Origin of the sequence: Streptomyces rectiverticillatus (assembly GCF_013394065.1) — a bacterium.
GTDB lineage: Bacteria > Actinomycetota > Actinomycetes > Streptomycetales > Streptomycetaceae > Streptomyces > Streptomyces rectiverticillatus.
Map to the genome: position 1 here is coordinate 2,507,852 of NZ_CP040752.1, position 16,851 is coordinate 2,524,702.

14 protein-coding genes are annotated in these 16,851 nt (G+C 72.2%); 5 read left to right on the forward strand and 9 right to left on the reverse strand.

Features of this window, described 5'->3' with window-relative positions; translation table 11 throughout:
* Window positions 1–14: 14 nt before the first annotated feature.
* From FGW37_RS10790 to folC, 9 genes are all read right to left on the reverse strand, one after another.
* Window positions 15–1,589: a CYTH and CHAD domain-containing protein gene (locus tag FGW37_RS10790; RefSeq protein WP_179080871.1), complete on the reverse strand. Its 1,575-nt coding sequence runs from the start codon at window positions 1,587–1,589 to the stop codon at window positions 15–17.
* Window positions 1,590–1,632: 43 nt separating this feature from the next.
* A complete protein-coding gene (rodA, locus tag FGW37_RS10795; protein WP_179080872.1) occupies window positions 1,633–2,832 on the reverse strand; it encodes a rod shape-determining protein RodA in 1,200 nt (399 codons plus the stop codon).
* Window positions 2,829–4,970 carry a penicillin-binding protein 2 gene (gene mrdA / locus FGW37_RS10800; RefSeq protein ID WP_179080873.1) on the reverse strand — a complete coding sequence of 714 codons (2,142 nt, stop codon included), beginning with the start codon at window positions 4,968–4,970 and terminating at the stop codon, window positions 2,829–2,831. Before mrdA ends, rodA begins: the two co-directional genes overlap by 4 nt.
* Window positions 4,967–5,596: a rod shape-determining protein MreD gene (gene mreD / locus FGW37_RS10805; protein ID WP_179080874.1), complete on the reverse strand. Its 630-nt coding sequence runs from the start codon at window positions 5,594–5,596 to the stop codon at window positions 4,967–4,969. The genes mrdA and mreD overlap by 4 nt, the downstream gene beginning before the upstream one ends.
* 2 nt (window positions 5,597–5,598) lie before the next feature.
* Window positions 5,599–6,531 carry a rod shape-determining protein MreC gene (gene mreC / locus FGW37_RS10810; RefSeq protein WP_179080875.1) on the reverse strand — a complete coding sequence of 311 codons (933 nt, stop codon included), beginning with the start codon at window positions 6,529–6,531 and terminating at the stop codon, window positions 5,599–5,601.
* Between the two features lie 215 nt (window positions 6,532–6,746).
* A complete protein-coding gene (locus FGW37_RS10815; protein ID WP_058046895.1) occupies window positions 6,747–7,766 on the reverse strand; it encodes a rod shape-determining protein in 1,020 nt (339 codons plus the stop codon).
* A 300-nt stretch (window positions 7,767–8,066) separates the two neighbouring features.
* On the reverse strand, window positions 8,067–8,480 hold the full coding sequence (gene ndk, locus FGW37_RS10820) for a nucleoside-diphosphate kinase (RefSeq protein ID WP_179080876.1): 414 nt from the start codon (window positions 8,478–8,480) through the stop codon (window positions 8,067–8,069).
* A 193-nt stretch (window positions 8,481–8,673) separates the two neighbouring features.
* Window positions 8,674–9,015, reverse strand: a complete 342-nt coding sequence (locus FGW37_RS10825) for a DUF4233 domain-containing protein (RefSeq protein ID WP_179080877.1) — start codon at window positions 9,013–9,015, stop codon at window positions 8,674–8,676.
* Between the two features lie 2 nt (window positions 9,016–9,017).
* Window positions 9,018–10,544 carry a bifunctional tetrahydrofolate synthase/dihydrofolate synthase gene (gene folC / locus FGW37_RS10830; protein ID WP_179080878.1) on the reverse strand — a complete coding sequence of 509 codons (1,527 nt, stop codon included), beginning with the start codon at window positions 10,542–10,544 and terminating at the stop codon, window positions 9,018–9,020.
* 168 nt (window positions 10,545–10,712) lie between these two features.
* On the opposite strand from folC, the gene FGW37_RS10835 reads away from it, so the two are divergent.
* The 5 genes from FGW37_RS10835 (at window position 10,713) to FGW37_RS10855 (ending at window position 16,801) form a co-directional block, all read left to right on the forward strand.
* On the forward strand, window positions 10,713–11,888 hold the full coding sequence (locus FGW37_RS10835; protein ID WP_179080879.1) for a sensor histidine kinase: 1,176 nt from the start codon (window positions 10,713–10,715) through the stop codon (window positions 11,886–11,888).
* Complete coding sequence (locus tag FGW37_RS10840; protein WP_179080880.1) at window positions 11,885–12,613, forward strand: response regulator transcription factor; 729 nt, start codon at window positions 11,885–11,887, stop codon at window positions 12,611–12,613. Before FGW37_RS10835 ends, FGW37_RS10840 begins: the two co-directional genes overlap by 4 nt.
* Window positions 12,614–12,734: 121 nt before the next feature.
* A complete protein-coding gene (gene wecB / locus FGW37_RS10845) occupies window positions 12,735–13,865 on the forward strand; it encodes a non-hydrolyzing UDP-N-acetylglucosamine 2-epimerase (RefSeq protein WP_179080881.1) in 1,131 nt (376 codons plus the stop codon).
* A 193-nt stretch (window positions 13,866–14,058) separates the two neighbouring features.
* Complete coding sequence (locus tag FGW37_RS10850; RefSeq protein ID WP_179080882.1) at window positions 14,059–15,423, forward strand: XrtP-associated glycosyltransferase; 1,365 nt, start codon at window positions 14,059–14,061, stop codon at window positions 15,421–15,423.
* 202 nt (window positions 15,424–15,625) lie between these two features.
* Window positions 15,626–16,801, forward strand: a complete 1,176-nt coding sequence (locus FGW37_RS10855; RefSeq protein ID WP_179080883.1) for a hypothetical protein — start codon at window positions 15,626–15,628, stop codon at window positions 16,799–16,801.
* Window positions 16,802–16,851 lie beyond the last annotated feature (50 nt).

Genomic DNA, 16,851 nt, shown 5'->3' on the forward strand with positions numbered 1-16,851 from the left:
CGCGGAGCGACCTGTCACGACTGCAGATCCGCCCGGTACCGCTTGCGGGACGCCTTGCGCCACACCATCGGCAGCTCCAGTTCGTTCCACGCGGCCCGCCGCTCCTCCCGGCCGTACAGCAGTCCCAGGGTGAACGTGCTCTCCCCCGCCGCGTGGGCCTCGGCCGCCAGGGTGCGCAGGACCGTGCGGGCCATGACGCTGTCCTGGTGATCGCCCAGGAGCGTCTGGACGTCCTTCATCCGGGACCTGAAGCGCTTGGCCGGCTTGCCGAGCGCGGGCACCGCGGCCTCGGCGGCGTAGCGGGCCCTCTTGGCCGCCTTGCGCGCTTCGTGCAGGGCGGTGTCGCGCTGCGGGCCGGGGGCCGTGGTGAGAGCGTGACCGACGCGGCCGGCCAGGCGCTCGTAGTCGTGCAGCACGGCCCCGGCCAGGACCTCCGGCGCGGGGAGCGCGGCGCCCTTGCGCAGGGGCGGGTCGGCGAGGAGGGCGTCGAGCGCGTCGAGGAGGGTGAGGTAGCGGTCGCTGTCGAGGAGGGCGGCGAGGCGCTCGCCCGTGCCCTGGGCGCGCCCGGTGGCGTAGATCCGCAGCCGGGCGCGGACGGGCCCGAGGACGAGCGTGTCCGGCAGCGCGCCGAGGGCGCCCTTCAGCCGCTCGGCGACGACCTCGCGGTCCCGGTCGGCGCCGAGCTCCTCGGCGAGCCACTTCAGCTCCGCGCCGAGCGGGTCGGTGACCTTGCGGTCCAGGACGTCGCGGTACGTGCGGAAGGCGCTGCGCAGCCGGCGGGTGGCGATGCGCATCTGGTGGACGGAGTCCTCGGTGTCGCGGCGGACGGCGGTGTCGTAGGCGAGGAGGGCGTCGGCCTGGCGGCGGACGTAGGCGAGGACGTGGTCCCCGGCGGTGACGGGCCCTCGGTCGCCCTTCTTCTTCGGCTTCTTCGGCTTCTTCGCCTCCGTCTTCCCTGCCGTCTTCCCTGCCTTCTTCCCCTCCCCTGTCTCCACCAGCGCCCTCGCCAGCTTCGACGGCGCGTCGGAGGGGCGCAGGCCCTCCTCCAGGAGGCACTCCTCGACGGTGTCGAGGAAGGCGGGGTCGGTGCCGCTGCCGAGCTCGACCTCGAACTCGGTCCAGCGGGCGCTGCGGCCACCGTCGCCGAGGCGGTCGGCCCTGACCTTGTCGGCGCTGGCCTCGGCCAGGAGCGTGCCCTGCGGGTCGAGCAGGCGGCTGACCTCGCGGCGTGAGCGGATGCGGACGAGGGGGACGAGCCCGGCGCGCCGGATGCGGGCCCGGACCAGGTCCGTGAGGGCGCGCGGCACGTCCGGCGAGAGGGGGGCCCGGATCTCGTCCCGCACCCCGGGAGCGACGGGCAGCTTGAGGTGCCAGCCCTCGTCGGAGCCGCCCGTGCGGCGGCGCAGCGTGATGCCGGCCGCGGCGAGGCGCCGGTCCGCGGTGTCGTAGTAGACGGCGTCGAGTTTGTGCGTGCCTTCGTCGGTGACGGTCGCGACGCCCGCGACCCGGCTCAGGTCGGGCAGCGAAGCCGCCGCCGCGGGGCCGCCGGCTTCGTACTTCCGCTCGATCTCGCGCAGAGTGTCCGCCATAGTCCCGAATCTAGTGCGCTCCCGCCCCGGAGGGCAGCCCTGTTTACGCCGACACCGGTCGCTGCACCTTGATCGACTGCAAGAGCCCGATCGCGATCCACGCCGCGAACATCGACGACCCGCCGTAGGAGACGAACGGCAGCGGCAGACCCGTCACCGGCATGATCCCGAGCGTCATCCCGATGTTCTCGAAGGACTGGAAGGCGAACCAGGCGATGATCCCGGCCGCCACGATCGTCCCGTAGAGCTCGGTGGTCTCGCGGGCGATGCGGCAGGCGCGCCAGATGACGACGCCGACGAGGAAGATGATCGCGCCGGCGCCGACGAAGCCGAGCTCCTCGCCGGCGACGGTGAAGATGAAGTCGGTCTGCTGCTCGGGCACGAACTGCCCGGTGGTCTGGGAGCCGTGGAAGAGGCCGGAGCCGAGGAGGCCGCCGGAGCCGATGGCGATGCGGGCCTGGTTGGTGTTGTAGCCGACGCCGGAGGGGTCGAGTGCGGGGTTGGCGAAGGCGGCGAAGCGGTTGATCTGGTACTCGTCGAGGACGCCGAGCTGCCAGATGAGGAGGCAGCCGAGGACGCCGGTGCCGATCAGGCCGGCGATCCAGCGGTTGGAGGCGCCGGAGGCCAGGAGCACGGCGAGGACGATGACGACGAGCACCATCACCGAGCCGAGGTCGGGCATCAGCAGGATGACGACGATGGGCAGGGCGGCGAGGCCGAGGGCCTCCACGACGGTGCGGTGGTCGGGGTGGAGCCGCTCGCCCGCGTCGACCTTGGCGGCGAGCAGCATCGCCATGCCCAGCGCGATGGTGATCTTGGTGAACTCGGAGGGCTGCAGGGAGAAGCCGCCGCCGAGCTGGATCCAGGACCGGGCGCCGTTGATGGTGGCGCCGAGCGGGGTGAGGACGGCGACGGTGAGCAGGACGGAGATGACGTAGAGGATGGGCACGGCGCCGCGCAGGGCGCGGTGGCCGACCCAGACGGCGCCGATGGCCAGGCCCAGTCCGATGCCGGTGTTGAGGATGTTGCGGAGCAGGAAGTAGTACGGGTCGCCCTGGTTGAGCTCGGTGCGGTTGCGGGTGGCCGAGTAGACGAGCAGGGTGCCGATGCCGGAGAGGGCGAGGGCGGCCCACACCATCACCCAGTCCAGGCGGCGGACGACGGAGTCGCGGGCGGTGAGGCGGCCCCAGGCGGAGCGCTCGGGGCTGTAGCGGCGGGCGCGGTAGCCGTCGGTGGCGGTCACGTGTCCTTCTCCTCCTCCTTCCGGGCCGAGGGGCTGGGCGGGGGCGGCTCGATGGGCTGGGCCTCGATGGTGCCGTCCTTCTCGATCTTCGGCAGGCCGGCCTGGGGGTGCGGCAGGAGCGCCTTCTTGGCGTCGACCTTGCCCTTGTCGTCGACGCCGTAGAGGGCGTTGTAGATGTTGCGCACGGCGGGGCCGGAGGCGCCGGAGCCGGTACCGCCCTGGGCGATCGTCATGACGACGGCGTAGTCGCCGGTGTAGGTGGCGAACCAGGAGGTCGTCTGCTTGCCGTAGACCTCGGCGGTGCCGGTCTTGGCGTGCATCGGGATCTCCTTCTGCGGCCACCCCTCGAAGCGCCAGGCGGCGGTGCCCTGGGTGGCGACGCCGGCGAGGGCGGCGTCGATCTGGTCGCGCGTCCTGCCGTCGAACGGCAGCCTGCCGTGCGACTTCGGGGCGATCTCCTGGATCGTCCCGCCGTCGGGGCTGATGACGGCCTTGCCGACGGTGGGGTTCCAGAGGGTGCCGCCGTTGCTGATGGCGGCGTAGATGGTGGCCATCTGCAGGGGGGTGACGAGGGTGTCGCCCTGGCCGATGGAGTAGTTGACGGAGTCACCGGCGCGCATGCGCATGCCGGACTCGCAGTTCTCCTTGGCGATCTGCCCGGCGTAGCTGTCGTCGGTCTTGCCCTGCTTGCACCAGGAGTCCTTGTTGGCCTCCCAGTACTTCTTCTTCCACTCGCGGTCGGGGATGCGGCCGGCGACCTCGTTGGGGAGGTCGATGCCGGTCTCCTTGCCGAGGCCGAAGTCGTGGGCGGTCTTGTAGAACCAGTCCGCCGGGTGCTTGGGGTTGTTGCCGCCGTCCTTCTGCCACTGGCGGTAGGCCAGGTCGTAGAAGACGGTGTCGCAGGAGACCTCCAGGGCCCGGCCGAGGTTGATGGGCCCGTAGCCCTTGGACTCGAAGTTCTTGAAGACCTGGTTGCCGATGCTGTACGAGGCGGAGCAGTTGTAGTTGTCGTTGAAGGCGTAGCCCGCCTTGACGGCGGCGGTGGCGGAGACGACCTTGAAGATCGAGCCGGGGGCGGCCTGGCCCTGGATCGCCCGGTTGAGCAGCGGGAAGCCGGAGTCCTTGCCGGTGAGGTTCTGGTAGTCCTTGGCGGAGATGCCGCCGACCCAGGCGTTGGGGTCGTAGGTGGGGTTGGAGGCCATGGCCACGACGCGGCCGGTCTTCGCCTCCATGACGACGACGGCTCCGGCGTCGGCCTTGTAGTTGGTGCCGGTGTTGCGGTCGACTTCCTTGCGGGCGTCCTTCATCGCCTGGTCCAGCTCCCGTTCCGCTATGGCCTGCACGCGGGCGTCGATGCTGGTGACGACGTTGGAGCCGGGGACGGCCTTGTCGCTCCTGGCCTTGCCGATGACGCGGCCGAGGTTGTCGACCTCGTAGCGGGTGACGCCGGCCTTGCCGCGCAGCTGGGCGTCGTACTGGCGCTCCAGGCCGGAGCGGCCGACCTGGTCGGAGCGGAGCAGCGGGGAGCGGCCCGCCTTGGCCTTGATGATCTCTTCGTCGGTGACGGGCGAGAGGTAGCCGAGGACCTGGGCGGTGTTGGAGCCGCCGGGGCCGGCGTAGCGGCGCACGGCGGTGGGCTCGGCGGTGACGCCGGGGAAGTCCTCGGCGCGCTCGCGGATCTGCAGGGCCTGCTGGGTGGTGGCCTCGTCGGTGATGGGGATGGGCTGGTAGGGCGAGCCGGCCCAGCAGGGCTTGGGCGTCTTGGCGTCGCACAGCCGGACCTTGGCGGCGACGTCGTCGGGCTTCATGCCGAGCACTCCGGCGAGGCGGGTGAGGACGGTCCTGCCCTTGTCCTTCATCTTCATCAGGTCGGTGCGGCTCGCGGAGACGACGAGGCGGGTCTCGTTGTCGGCGAGGGGGACGCCGCGGGCGTCCAGTATGGAGCCGCGGGTGGCCGGGGCGACGACCTGCTGGATGTGGTTGTCGGCGGCTTCGGCGGTGTATTCGTCGCCGTTGCGGATCTGGAGGTACCAGAGGCGGCCGGCGAGGGTGAGCAGGAGGGAGAAGACGAGGATCTGGATGACGATGAGGCGGATGGCGACCCGCGAGGTGCGCCCACTGTCAGGCATGTTGCTCACAGGCGCTTCACCCCCTTGAGCCGGCTCGGCCGACGCAGGCCGGTGCGCAGGCCCGTGCGCTGCCCGCCGACGCGGCTGGTGCGGGAGCCGCCCATCGTGCTGGGGCCGTCGGCGGACAGCGGGTCGGGCTGGACGCGCCGGGCCATGGCCATGACGAGCGGCACGACGAAGGGCGCGAGCAGCAGGTCGTAGAGGGCCGCGGTGAACACGAGGCTGGTGAGGCCGACGTTACGGGCGGCGGTGTCGCCGACGAGGGAGCCGACGCCCGCGTAGAGCAGGGTGGAGCCGACGGCCGCGGCGACGACGACGAGCATGGGCACGGTGGCCGAGCGCAGCTTGCCCGTCTCGGGCCGGGCGAGGCCGACGAGATAGCCGATGACGCACAGGACGAGGGCGTAGCGCCCGGTGGCGTGGTCGGCGGGCGGGGCGAGGTCGGCCAGCAGGCCGGCGCAGAAGCCGATGACGGCGCCGTTGGTGTGGCCGTGGACGAGGGCGAGCCCGACGACGACGAGGAGCAGGGGGTCGGGCACGGCTCCCGGCAGGTGGAGCCGTGCCAGGACGGTCACCTGCACGACGAGGGCGACCACCACGAGCGCGGTCGAGAGCAGGATCCGGTTGAGGCGCATCGTCAGTCCTCGGGTTTGGCGCTCGCGGAGGGCGTGACCGTGACGGTCACGGTGGGCGTGGGCTTGGGCGCTTCCGGTCTGGGCGGGAGCACCGTGTCGCGGGGGTCCGTGCGCGGGGGTTCGACGACGACGCCGACGATGTCGAGCTTGCTGTAGCCGACGAAGGGACGGACCTGGAGGGTGCGGGTCAGGCTGCCGCCGGCGGGTTCGACGCGGGTGACCTCGCCGACGGGGACGCCGGGGACGAACGGCTTGTCCTTGCTGGAGCCGAAGGTGACCAGGCGGTCGCCGGGGCGGACGGCCGCCTTGCCGTTGAGCAGTTCGACCCGCAGGACGCCGGCGCCCTGGCCGTTGGCGAAGCCGAGTTCGCCGCTCTTCTCCATGCGGGTGCCGACGGTGAACTTGGGGTCGTTGGCGAGCAGGACGGTCGCGGTGTCGCGGGCGACGGTGGTGACGCGGCCGACGAGGCCGTCACCGTTGAGGACGGTCATGTCGCGCTTGAGGCCGTCGCGGCTGCCGGCGTCGATGGTGACGGTCCAGGAGAAGCCTTGGGCCGCGCCTATGGCGATGACCTGGGCGCCCTTGATGCCGTACTGGCCGCGGCCGGCGGTCTTGAGCATGGCGTCGAGCTCGGCGGCCCGGCCGCGGTTGCGGTCGTCGCTGCCGAGGCGCTGCTTGAGGCCGGTGTTCTCGCGCTCCAGGGCGCTGATGCGGTTGTGCCGCTCGTCTGCGTCACGCACGGCCGCCACGGCGTTGCCCACGGGGTCGACCGCGGAGGCGACGCCCTTCTCGACGGGCCCGAAGACGGAGGCTGCCGCGTGCCGGACACCGTCGAGCGGGGACCGCTCACCGCCACGGATGTCGACCGTGATCAGTGCGAAGGCGATGGCGACCAGCAGCACCAGCAGCAGCCGGCTCTCTCGTGTGTCCCTCACGTGCGGCGGCGTGCCCTTCTCGTAGGACCGGCGGGCTGCGGTGCGGGCCGGTCATCCGGAGCGTTGTGCCTGTATATCAGGTTGTTTCCCGGCAACGGCGGTACGCCGGTGGCGTCGGCGCCGACCGCTGCCGAGGGGGTGGGGCGGCGTCCCCCGGCAGGTGGAACGACGCCCGGCGACGGCACCCCGGAAGGCCCGCCCGGAGGGCGGGCGCGTCAGCGGCGCGGCTGGGCGTCGAGGACCTGCTGGAGGGCCTCGAACTCCTCGACGCACTTGCCGGAGCCCAGCGCGACGGAGTCCAGCGGGTCCTCGGCGATGTGGATCGGCATGCCGGTCTCCCGGCGCAGCCGCTCGTCGAGGCCGCGGAGCAGGGCGCCTCCGCCTGTGAGAACGATGCCGCGGTCCATGACGTCACCCGAGAGCTCGGGCGGGCACTTGTCGAGGGTGGTCTTGACGGCGTCGACGATGGAGTTGACGGGCTCCTCGATGGCCTTGCGGACCTCGCCGGCGGAGATCACGACGGTCTTGGGCAGGCCGCTGACCAGGTCCCGGCCGCGGATCTCGGTGTGCTCGTCCTGCTCGAGGTCATAGGCCGAGCCGATGGTGATCTTGATCTGCTCGGCGGTGCGCTCACCGAGGAGGAGGCTGTACTCCTTCTTGATGTGCTGGATGATCGCGTTGTCGAGCTCGTCGCCCGCGACGCGGATGGACTGGGCCGTGACGATGCCACCGAGGGAGATGACCGCGACCTCGGTGGTGCCGCCGCCGATGTCGACGACCATGTTGCCGGTGGCCTCGTGGACGGGCAGGCCGGAGCCGATCGCAGCGGCCATGGGCTCTTCGATGATGTGCACCTGGCGGGCGCCGGCCTGGGTGGAGGCCTCGATGACGGCGCGCCGCTCGACGCCGGTAATGCCCGAGGGCACGCAGACCACGACGCGGGGCCGGGCCATCCAGCGCCGCTTGTGGATCTTGAGGATGAAGTAGCGGAGCATGCGCTCGGTGATCTCGAAGTCGGCGATCACGCCGTCCTTCAGCGGCCGGACCGCGACGATGTTGCCCGGGGTGCGGCCGATCATCTTCTTCGCCTCGGCACCCACCGCGAGGATGCCGCCGGTGTTGGTGTTGATGGCGACGACGGATGGCTCGTTGAGGACGATTCCGCGGCCTCTGACGTACACCAGCGTGTTGGCGGTCCCGAGGTCGACAGCCATGTCACGGCCGATGAACGACATGTTGTTCCCCATGAGGATACGTCTGGCCTTCCCAGCTGGAGCGAGTGCTTACTTGAGGTCGGCAGGGTGTACTGCTGGCTGCTGCGGTGCGCCGCGGGCGCGGAAGCTCTCATCGTAGTCTCGACCGGTCGAACGCGGTGCGAGGGTTCCTCCGCCATTGTCGGCGGAAGTAGAGCTCCCCCCAGTAATGGTGACGTCGTGTCGGAGTGAGAGGTTCCCTCGTTCGCCACGCATATGCCAGGGGCGACCGAAATAAAATCGGTCGCCCCTGATCGGAAAGGCTCCGGGCCTGAAGAGCTATCAGGCGAGGCCGGGAAAGAAAATCTTGATTTCCCGCTGGGCCGAGTCCTCGGAGTCCGAGGCGTGGATGAGGTTCTCGCGCGTGATGGTGCCGAAGTCACCACGGATGGACCCCGGGGCGGCCGAAATGGGGTCGGTGGGGCCGGCCAGGGCACGCACGCCCTCGATGACGCGCTCGCCCTCGACGACCATGGCGACGACGGGGCCGGAGGACATGAAGCCCATCAGCGGCTCGTAGAACTCACGGCCCTCGTGCTCGGCGTAGTGCTGCGCGAGGGTGGCCCGGTCGAGGGTGCGCAGCTCCAGCGCGCTGATCGTCCATCCGGCCTTGCGCTCGATGCGGGCGATGACCTCGCCGACCAGCTTGCGCCGGACGCAGTCGGGCTTGAGAAGGACGAGGGTGCGCTGGCTCATACTGCGGCTCCTTGCGGACGATCGAGTCTGGTGGGCCAGAGGGTACAGGGGGACGGCGCAGGAGCGGCACCCGGACCGCGATCGCCCGGCAGGCCATGCCGCAGGGCGTCCGGCGGCCCGCCTCCGCCCGCGCGGAGACGAAGGCCCGGGCGCCGGGCCCGGGCCCGGTACGGCGCCGGGCGCCGGTAACGGGCTACGCGGCGTCAGCCGCCGCCGCGAAGCGGGCCTTGGCCTCGTCGACCTTCCGGCCGAAGTGGACCGACGCCCACCACAGGCCGCCGAAGACCACCCCGAGGATGAACATCATCGGGACGATGAAACCGCTCAGGACCAGGCCGATCTGCAGCAGCCAGCCCAGCTGGACGCCGCCGGGCCGGGTGAGCATGCCGCACAGCAGCACGCTGAGCACCATCGCCGTGCCGCTGACGGCCCACACGGTGCCCGCCGAGAGGTCGGAGGTCTGCATGGCCACCAGGCCGGCGAATCCGATGACGAAGAATTCACCGATCAGAGTGCTGGCGCACAGCATTCGCATGATCAGCCCTTTCCGAGGAGCAGCCGGGCCTCGCCGACCGTGATCACCGAGCCGGTCACGAGGACGCCCGCGCCGGAGAACTCGGCCTCCTCCTCCGCGAGGGTGATCGCGGCCTCCAGGGCGTCGTCCAGGCGGGGCTCGACCTGCACGCGCTCGGCGCCGAAGACCTCGACGGCGATGGCCGCGAGCTCGTCGGGGTCCATGGAGCGCGGGGTGGAGTTGCGGGTGACGACGACCTCGGCGAAGACCGGCTCGAAGGCCTCCAGCAGGCCGCGGACGTCCTTGTCGGCGCTGGCGCCGACGACGCCGATGAGGCGGCTGAAGCCGAACGCCTCGGTGACGGCCTCGGCCGTGACCTGCGCACCGGCCGGGTTGTGCGCGGCGTCCAGCACGACGGTGGGGCTGCGGCGCACGACCTCCAGCCGGCCCGGGGAGGTGACCTGGGCGAAGGCGCGGCGGACGGTGTCGGTGTCGAGCGTGCGGGCGTGCTGCGAGCCGATCCCGAAGAACGCCTCGACGGCGGCCAGTGCGACCGCGGCGTTGTGCGCCTGGTGGGCGCCGTACAGCGGCAGGAAGAGCTCGGGGTACTCGCCGCCCAGGCCGCGCAGCGTCAGCAGCTGGCCGCCGACGGCGACCTCGCGGGAGACGACGCCGAACTCCATGCCCTCGCGGGCGACGGTGGCGTCGACCTCGACCGAGCGCTTGAGCAGCACCTGGGCGGCGTCGACCGGCTGCTGGGCGAGGACGACGGTGGCGTCCTGCTTGACGATGCCGCCCTTCTCGCCGGCGATGTCGCCGGGCGTCGCGCCGAGGCGGTCGGTGTGGTCGAGGGAGATGGGGGTGACGACGGCGACGCCGGCGTCGACGACGTTGGTGGCGTCCCAGGTGCCGCCCATGCCGACCTCGACGACGGCCACGTCGACCGGGGCGTCGGCGAAGGCCGCGTAGGCCATGGCCGTCATGACCTCGAAGAACGACAGGCGGTGCTCCTCGCGGTCGTCGACCATCTCGACGTACGGCTGGATGTCGCGGTACGTCTCGATGAAGCGCTCGGCGGAGATCGGGGCGCCGTCGAGGCTGATGCGCTCGGTGATCGACTGGACGTGGGGGCTGGTGTAGCGCCCGGTGCGCAGGTCGAAGGCGCCCAGCAGCGACTCGATCATGCGGGCGGTGCTGGTCTTGCCGTTGGTGCCCGTGATGTGGATCGCGGGATAGGCGCGCTGCGGGTGACCCAGGATGTCCATCAGGGTCTCGATGCGGACCAGCGAGGGGTCGAGCTTGGTCTCGCCCCAGCGGCCGGCCAGCTCGGTCTCCACCTCGCGCAGCGCCCGGTCGGTCTCGGGGTCCTCGGGGCGGGCGGGGATGTCGCCCTGCGGCGGCCCTGCCTGGGTGCGCAGGGTCCGGCTGCCGGCCTCGATGACGGCGAGGTCGGGGTCGCGGTCGGTCTCGGCATCGACGATTTCCGCGAATCGGTCATCGCCGTCGGGGCCGGTGCTGCCGTTGTCGTCGTTCAGGGGGCGCTCGCTCACGCGGACCAGTCTACGGAGGGGGTACGACAGAGCGGGCGGCAGGCGTCGCGGCGACCCTCGCGCCGCCTCCCGCCGCATGGGCGCACCCTGCGGTCATGTCATACGGTTTTCCCGGAATGTCCCTTACGGGAATCCCTGACGGGCACGAGCCGGAGCTGGGTGAGCGGGATGCCGTCCGAGGACGAGGGCGAGGGCGAGGGCGAGGGCCGGGACGAGGGCCCGGACGAGGACCTGGGCGAGGGCCGGTACCGGGTCCGGCCGCAGGCGCTGCTGGACGCGCTCCTGGAGGCCCTGCCCTCGGGCGCCGCCGTGCAGAGCCCGGACGGGCAGGTGCTCGCGGCCAACCGGAGGTTCCACCGCATGTTCGACCTGGACGGCCGGACCGCCCTCGCCCCCGGCGGCGTCCCGGGCGGCCGCCACGTCCACCGGACGGCCGAGATCCCCCTCCCCGGCGGCCGCACCCTCCTCCGCGCGATCGAGCCGCTGCGCCACGAAGGCGCCTACCTGGGCGCCCTGTGGACCTACGACGACATCACCGAGCGCAAGCGGCGCGAGCGGGACCTGGAGCGGGACAACGTGGCGCTCACCGAGCTCGCCCGGCAGCGCAACGCCTTCACCGCCGCCGCCTCCCACGAGCTGCGCACGCCCCTCACCTCCATCATCAGCTTCTGCGAGCTGCTCACCGACCCCGCCTTCGGCGCCCTCAACCACGAGCAGGCCTCCTTCCTGGAGGCCGTCCGGCGCAACGCCGACCGCATGCAGCGGGTGATCTCCGACCTGCTGCTGACCACCCGGATGCGGGCCACCGCGGGCCTGGAGCTGGAATTCGGCGCCGTGGAGGTGGACCGGATGCTGCTGGACGCCGTCCTCGAACGGATGGGCGCGGCACAGGAAGCGGGATTGTTCACCGTTCTGGAGTGCACTGCGGGGCCCGTCCTGAGGGGTGACCGGCACCGGTTGCAGAACGTCCTGGCCAATCTTCTGGAGAATGCCGCGAAATACACCCCCGCGGGTGGCCGGATCTCGGTCACGGCGGCACCGCGCGGCGAGTTCTGGGAGATCGAAGTCGCGGATACCGGAATCGGCGTGCCGGAGGAATTCCGCGAAGAGATCTTCAATGGTTTCGTCCGGGCCCCGAACGCACGTACGGGGGGTTATCCCGGCACCGGTCTCGGACTCACCATCAGCCGCGCGATCGTCCGGTTGCACGGCGGCACGATCAGCGTCGGCGACGCCGCGGGCGGGGGCGCCTGCTTCCTGATCCGGCTGCCGGTCGCGGGCCCGCCGGGTGCACCGGATGCACCCGACACACCCGATGCACCCGGAACGGAGGAAGAACCATGACCCGCGTGCTCGTCGTCGAGGACGACCCCGACCTCGCCCTCGCCCTGCGCACCCTCCTCACCCGCGCGGGCTACGAGGTCGCCCACGCCGCGAACGGGCGCGACGGGCTGCGGCTGCTGTTCGCCGAGCGCCCCGCCCTCATGCTCCTCGACATCGGGCTGCCGCAACTCGACGGCTGGGCGGTGCTGGAGCGCACCCGCGACCTCAGCGACCTGCCCGTCCTCCTGCTCACCGCCCGCGGCGCCGAGACCGACCGGGTCCGCGGCCTGCGGGCCGGGGCCGACGACTACCTGCCCAAGCCCTTCGGCAACGACGAGCTGCTCGCGCGCGTCGAGGCGCTGCTGCGCCGCACCGCCCCCACCCGCTGGGCCGGCGACTCCTTCGACGACGGGCTGCGGCTCGTGCCCGAGCGGCGCTCGGCGGTCTGGCAGGGCCACGAGGCCCGGCTCAGCGACATCGAGTACCGGCTGCTGCAGGTGCTCGTCCGCAACCGCGGCCGTGTAATCACCACCGACCAGCTGCTCGACCGGGTGTGGGACGACCCCGACGGCACCGGCCGCGAGCGGGTGAAGTTCGCCGTGCTGCGGCTGCGGCGCAAGCTGCGGCAGGCCGCGGGCGACGAGGCCGCGGACCCGCTGGAGGCCGTACGGGGCCTGGGCTACCGCTACCGGGCCGACGGCGGGGACGAAGGTCCCGGGGACGGGGAGGACGAAGGTCCCTTCTGAGGGCTTCCGGCCCGCTTCGGGCGATTCGCAACCGTCCGGCAACCGAAGGCACCCCAGGGGTGCAACCGAGGCACCGCAAGGTCGTGAGCTGTCACAGCCCGCCGGCCCCAGGAGTCACCTCGTGCAGTCCCTGCCCGCCCGTAGCGTCGCCGTCGTCCTCGGCACCCGCCCCGAGCTGGTCAAGCTCACCGACCTCGTACGTCTCCTGGGCCCTGCCGCTCACCTGGTGCACACCGGTCAGCACTACGACGAGGAGCTGTCCGGCCGCTTCCTGACCGAGCTGGGCCTGCCCGAGCCGACGTTCCTGACCGGGGTCGGCGGGCAGCCGCGCGCCGTCCAGATCTCCAGCGCCCTCGCCCAGCTGGACGGCCTCTTCACCGCCGAGCCGCCGCTCGCCGTCGTCGTCCAGGGCGACACCAACGCAGCCCTCGCCGGCGCGCTCGCCGCGAACGCCCGCGGCATCCCGCTGCTGCACGTCGAGGCCGGCCTGCGCAGCCACGACCGCAACATGCCCGAGGAGCACAACCGCGTCCTCATCGACCGCATCGCCGACGTGCTGTGCGCGGCCACCGAGGACAACCGCGCGAACCTGCTCGCCGAAGGCGTCGACGACGCCCGCATCGCGGTGACCGGCAACACGGTCGTCGAAGCCGTACGCGGTCAGCTGCCGCCGGCTTCCGGGCGCGCGGAGCTGCTGCGGCTGCACGGCCTGACCGCCGACTCCTACGTCCTGGCCACGATCCACCGCCCCGAGAACACCGACTCCCCCGAGGCGCTGCGGGCGATCTTCACCGAGCTCGCCGCGCTCGTGACCGACGGCCGGCCCGTCGTACTGCCGCTGCACCCGCGCACCCGCGCCCGCGTCGAGGCCGCCGGCCTGGAGCACCTGCTGGCCGGCCTGACCGTCACCCGCCCGCTCGGCTACGGCGAGTTCCTCGCCCTGGCCCGCCACGCGGCGCTGCTGGTCTCCGACTCCGGCGGCATCCAGGAGGAGTGCACGGTCCTCGGCCGCCCGCTGGTGGTCGTCCGCCGCTCCACGGAGCGGCCGGAGGCGATGGCGGACTTCGCGGACCTGGTCGCGCCGGGCCGCGCCATCGGCGAGGCCGCCGTGCGCCGCCTCGCGGAGGGCCCGGAGGGGCTGGCCCGGCTGGCGGCCCTGCCGAGCCCCTTCGGGGACGGCCTGGCGTCGGAGCGCATCGTGGCGCTGCTCGCGGCGGTGGCGGCGCCGGCGGAGCTCGCCACGGCCGCGTAGGGGCCTTCCCCAGCCCCGCCCCTTCCCGTAACCGGGGGCAAGCCCCCGGACCCCCGTATCGCGCTGAACGCGCTCGTCCTCAAGCGCCGGACGGGCTGAGTTGCCCGGAAACGGCGAAATGGGGCCCCCGCACATGACCGGCGGTGCCGAGCCCGCCGAAGCCCCTCGCCCTCTGAACCCCCGCGGAGCGTCCGTGTTCTCCAGCCCCTTCCTCCTCGTCTTCCCCTTCTTCCTCCTCCTCTGCTTCCTCCTCTACTGGGCCGGCGCCCGCCACGCCTACCTCCGCCGCCCCGAGGCCGAGAACGGCAACGCCGACGCCTTCGACTGGCACTTCTTCGTCCCGTGCCGGGACGAAGAGGCAGTCGTCGGCACCACCGTGGAACGCCTGCGCACCGACCACCCGCGCGCGCACGTGTGGGTCATCGACGACGACAGCGACGACCGCACCGGCGCCATCGTCGCCGAGCTCGCCGAGACCGACCGCCGCGTGCACCTGGTCAGCCGCGTGCGCCCCGACGCCCGCCAGGGCAAGGGCGCCGCGCTCAACTCCGCCTACGACGAGCTGAACCAGTTCCTGTCCAAGGACACCGACCGCGAGCGCGTCGTCGTCTGCGTCATCGACGCCGACGGCCAGCTCGACCCGTACGCGCTGGAGCGCGTCAGCGGCCCGGCCGGCTTCGGCGACCCGGAGACCGGCGGCGTGCAGGTCAGCGTCCGCATGCGCAACGCCGGCGACCCGCGCCCGCTGCCGGACCGCGGCCGCGTCCGCAACGCCTTCGCCCGCCTCCTCGTCCGCATGCAGGACATGGAGTTCTCCGTCTCCAACGCCGGCATGCAACTGCTGCGCGGCCGCACCGGCTCCGTGGGCCTCGGCGGCAACGGCCAGTTCACCCGGCTCGCCGCCCTGGACCGCATCGCCGCCGCCGAGCGCCGCCCCTGGCAGCGCGGCGCGCTGCTGGAGGACTACGAGCTGGGCCTGCACATGATCCTGGGCGGTGACCGGATATCCCACATAGCCGACACCTGGGTCTCCCAGGAGGGCCTCCCGCACGCCCGCCGGTTCCTCACCCAGCGCACCCGCTGGGCCCAGGGCAACCTGCAGTGCGTCCGCTACGCGCCGCGCATCGTCTCCTCGCGCCACTACGGCGGCAAGGGCGTCCTGGAGACGCTCTACACCTTCCTGCAGCCGGTCGCCCACCTGGTGACCCTGGCGCTGTGCGCCGTGATGTTCGCCCTGCTGGGCCTGACCGCCGCGCAGGACGGCGCCGGCGAGGCGTTCGGCGGCATGCTCGCGCTGTGGCCGCTGGTGCTGGCCCTGGCCGTCGTCTCGGTGCTGCCGTTCGTACTGTGGGGCCCGGTCTACCGCCGCGACCGCGCGCCCGACCGCTCGCTGCTGTCCGCCCTGCTGTGGGGGCTCGCGCTGTGGCTGTACGCGTACCACCTCTTCCCGGCGTCCGCGCGCGGCTTCGTCCGCATGCTGCGCGGCCGCAACGGCTGGGCGAAGACGCGGCGCAACGCGGAGGTGGTCACGTCGGGCCCGATCGCGATCGAGAGCTGACAAGACGTCACTCACCCGCGGGACCAGGCGGCCCGTGCGCGAAACGGGTAAACCATGAACCAGGTCACACTTCCGCCCCGCAGGGCAACCTCCGCCCCCGTTCCGCCATCTGACCCCCGGTGACACATGTCCGGAGCAGGTCCGGGCAGCGGAACGGGAGCGTTGTGCGGTGCGGGTACGAGTACCGGAAATCAGCACACGGATGCACTTGCTGCTGCTCACGGTGTGGACCGTGCTGTGGTTCGCCCTGGTGGAGCCCAACGGCGGCTTCTCCTGGCACTACCTGCGCACGGGCGGCGAGCTGATCTACCAGGGCGCGTCGGGCGACGGCACCGGCGGGCTCAACCTCTACGCCCACCACCCCGAGCTGCAGATGGGCCCCATCAGCTTCCTGGTGGCGGGCCTGTTCAACCCGTTCTCCGAGCACACCGGCCAGTTCCTGGCGGCGGCCTTCATGTCCGCGCTGGGGCTGGTCATCGTGGTGCTCGCGGGGCGCAGCGCCGCCATCCACTTCCTGGGCACCGGCACCAACCACCAGCGCCTGCGGCAGCGCGTCCTCATCGCGGGCGCCGCGTTCATCCCCATGTGGATCGAGGTGTCGGTCCGTTTCGGGCACCTCGACGACGTCCTGGCGCTGTTCTTCACCGCGCTGGCCGTGTGGTTCCTGACCCGCTGCAACCCGGCCGCCGTGGGCGTCTGCCTGGCCCTGGCGATGGACTCGAAGCCGACGGCGCTGGCCTTCGTACCGCTGATCCTCGCCCTCCCGCGGGACCGCTGGCTGCGGGCCGTCCTCTGGTGCGCGGCCCTGCTGGCCGTCGCCTGGCTGCCGTTCTTCGTCGCGGCCCCGGACTCCTTCGCCGCGGCGAAGTTCACCATCCCCAACAACCCGGCCTCCGCACTGCGCTGGCTGGGCGGCAACACCCCCGTGACCCCCGACTGGGCCCGCCCCGCCCAGGCCGCCCTCGGCCTCACGCTGGGCGCGGTCGCCGTGTGGCGCGGCCGCTGGGCCGGGGTGGTGCTGCTGGGCGCGAACGCCCGCATCCTCCTCGACCCCAGCGTCTACACGTACTACACGGCCTCGGTGCTGCTCGGCACCCTGCTGTGGGACGTGTGCGGGCAGCGGCGCCTCGTGCCGTGGTGGAGCTGGATCGCGCTGATCGTGCTCTACGGAAGCGTCTTCGTCGTGCCCGACGAGTCGGCCAAGGGCCTGATCCGGCTGGGCTTCGTGGCGGTGTCGACGGCGTACGTCCTGTTCTGGCCGCAGCACCGCCGCAGGCGGCGGAGCCGGGCCCTCGCCCAGGAGGACGAGGGCCCGGTGGAGGGCCCGTGGGGCCCGATGTGGGACCCGAACCGAACGCGACCGTGGGCGGCTCGCTAAGCGCAGCGCCCCTATAAGGGGCGCGGGGAACTGCGCGACAAGCCCCCACC

Coding starts and splice junctions, on each gene's coding strand:
- FGW37_RS10835 (WP_179080879.1), top strand. CDS start 10,713: ATGCCGTCCGAGGACGAGGGCGAGGGCGAGGGCGAGGGCCGGGACGAG.
- FGW37_RS10825 (WP_179080877.1), bottom strand. CDS start 9,015: ATGCGAATGCTGTGCGCCAGCACTCTGATCGGTGAATTCTTCGTCATC.
- FGW37_RS10855 (WP_179080883.1), top strand. CDS start 15,626: ATGCACTTGCTGCTGCTCACGGTGTGGACCGTGCTGTGGTTCGCCCTG.
- FGW37_RS10790 (WP_179080871.1), bottom strand. CDS start 1,589: ATGGCGGACACTCTGCGCGAGATCGAGCGGAAGTACGAAGCCGGCGGC.
- FGW37_RS10840 (WP_179080880.1), top strand. CDS start 11,885: ATGACCCGCGTGCTCGTCGTCGAGGACGACCCCGACCTCGCCCTCGCC.
- ndk (WP_179080876.1), bottom strand. CDS start 8,480: ATGAGCCAGCGCACCCTCGTCCTTCTCAAGCCCGACTGCGTCCGGCGC.
- FGW37_RS10815 (WP_058046895.1), bottom strand. CDS start 7,766: ATGTCGTTCATCGGCCGTGACATGGCTGTCGACCTCGGGACCGCCAAC.
- mreD (WP_179080874.1), bottom strand. CDS start 5,596: ATGCGCCTCAACCGGATCCTGCTCTCGACCGCGCTCGTGGTGGTCGCC.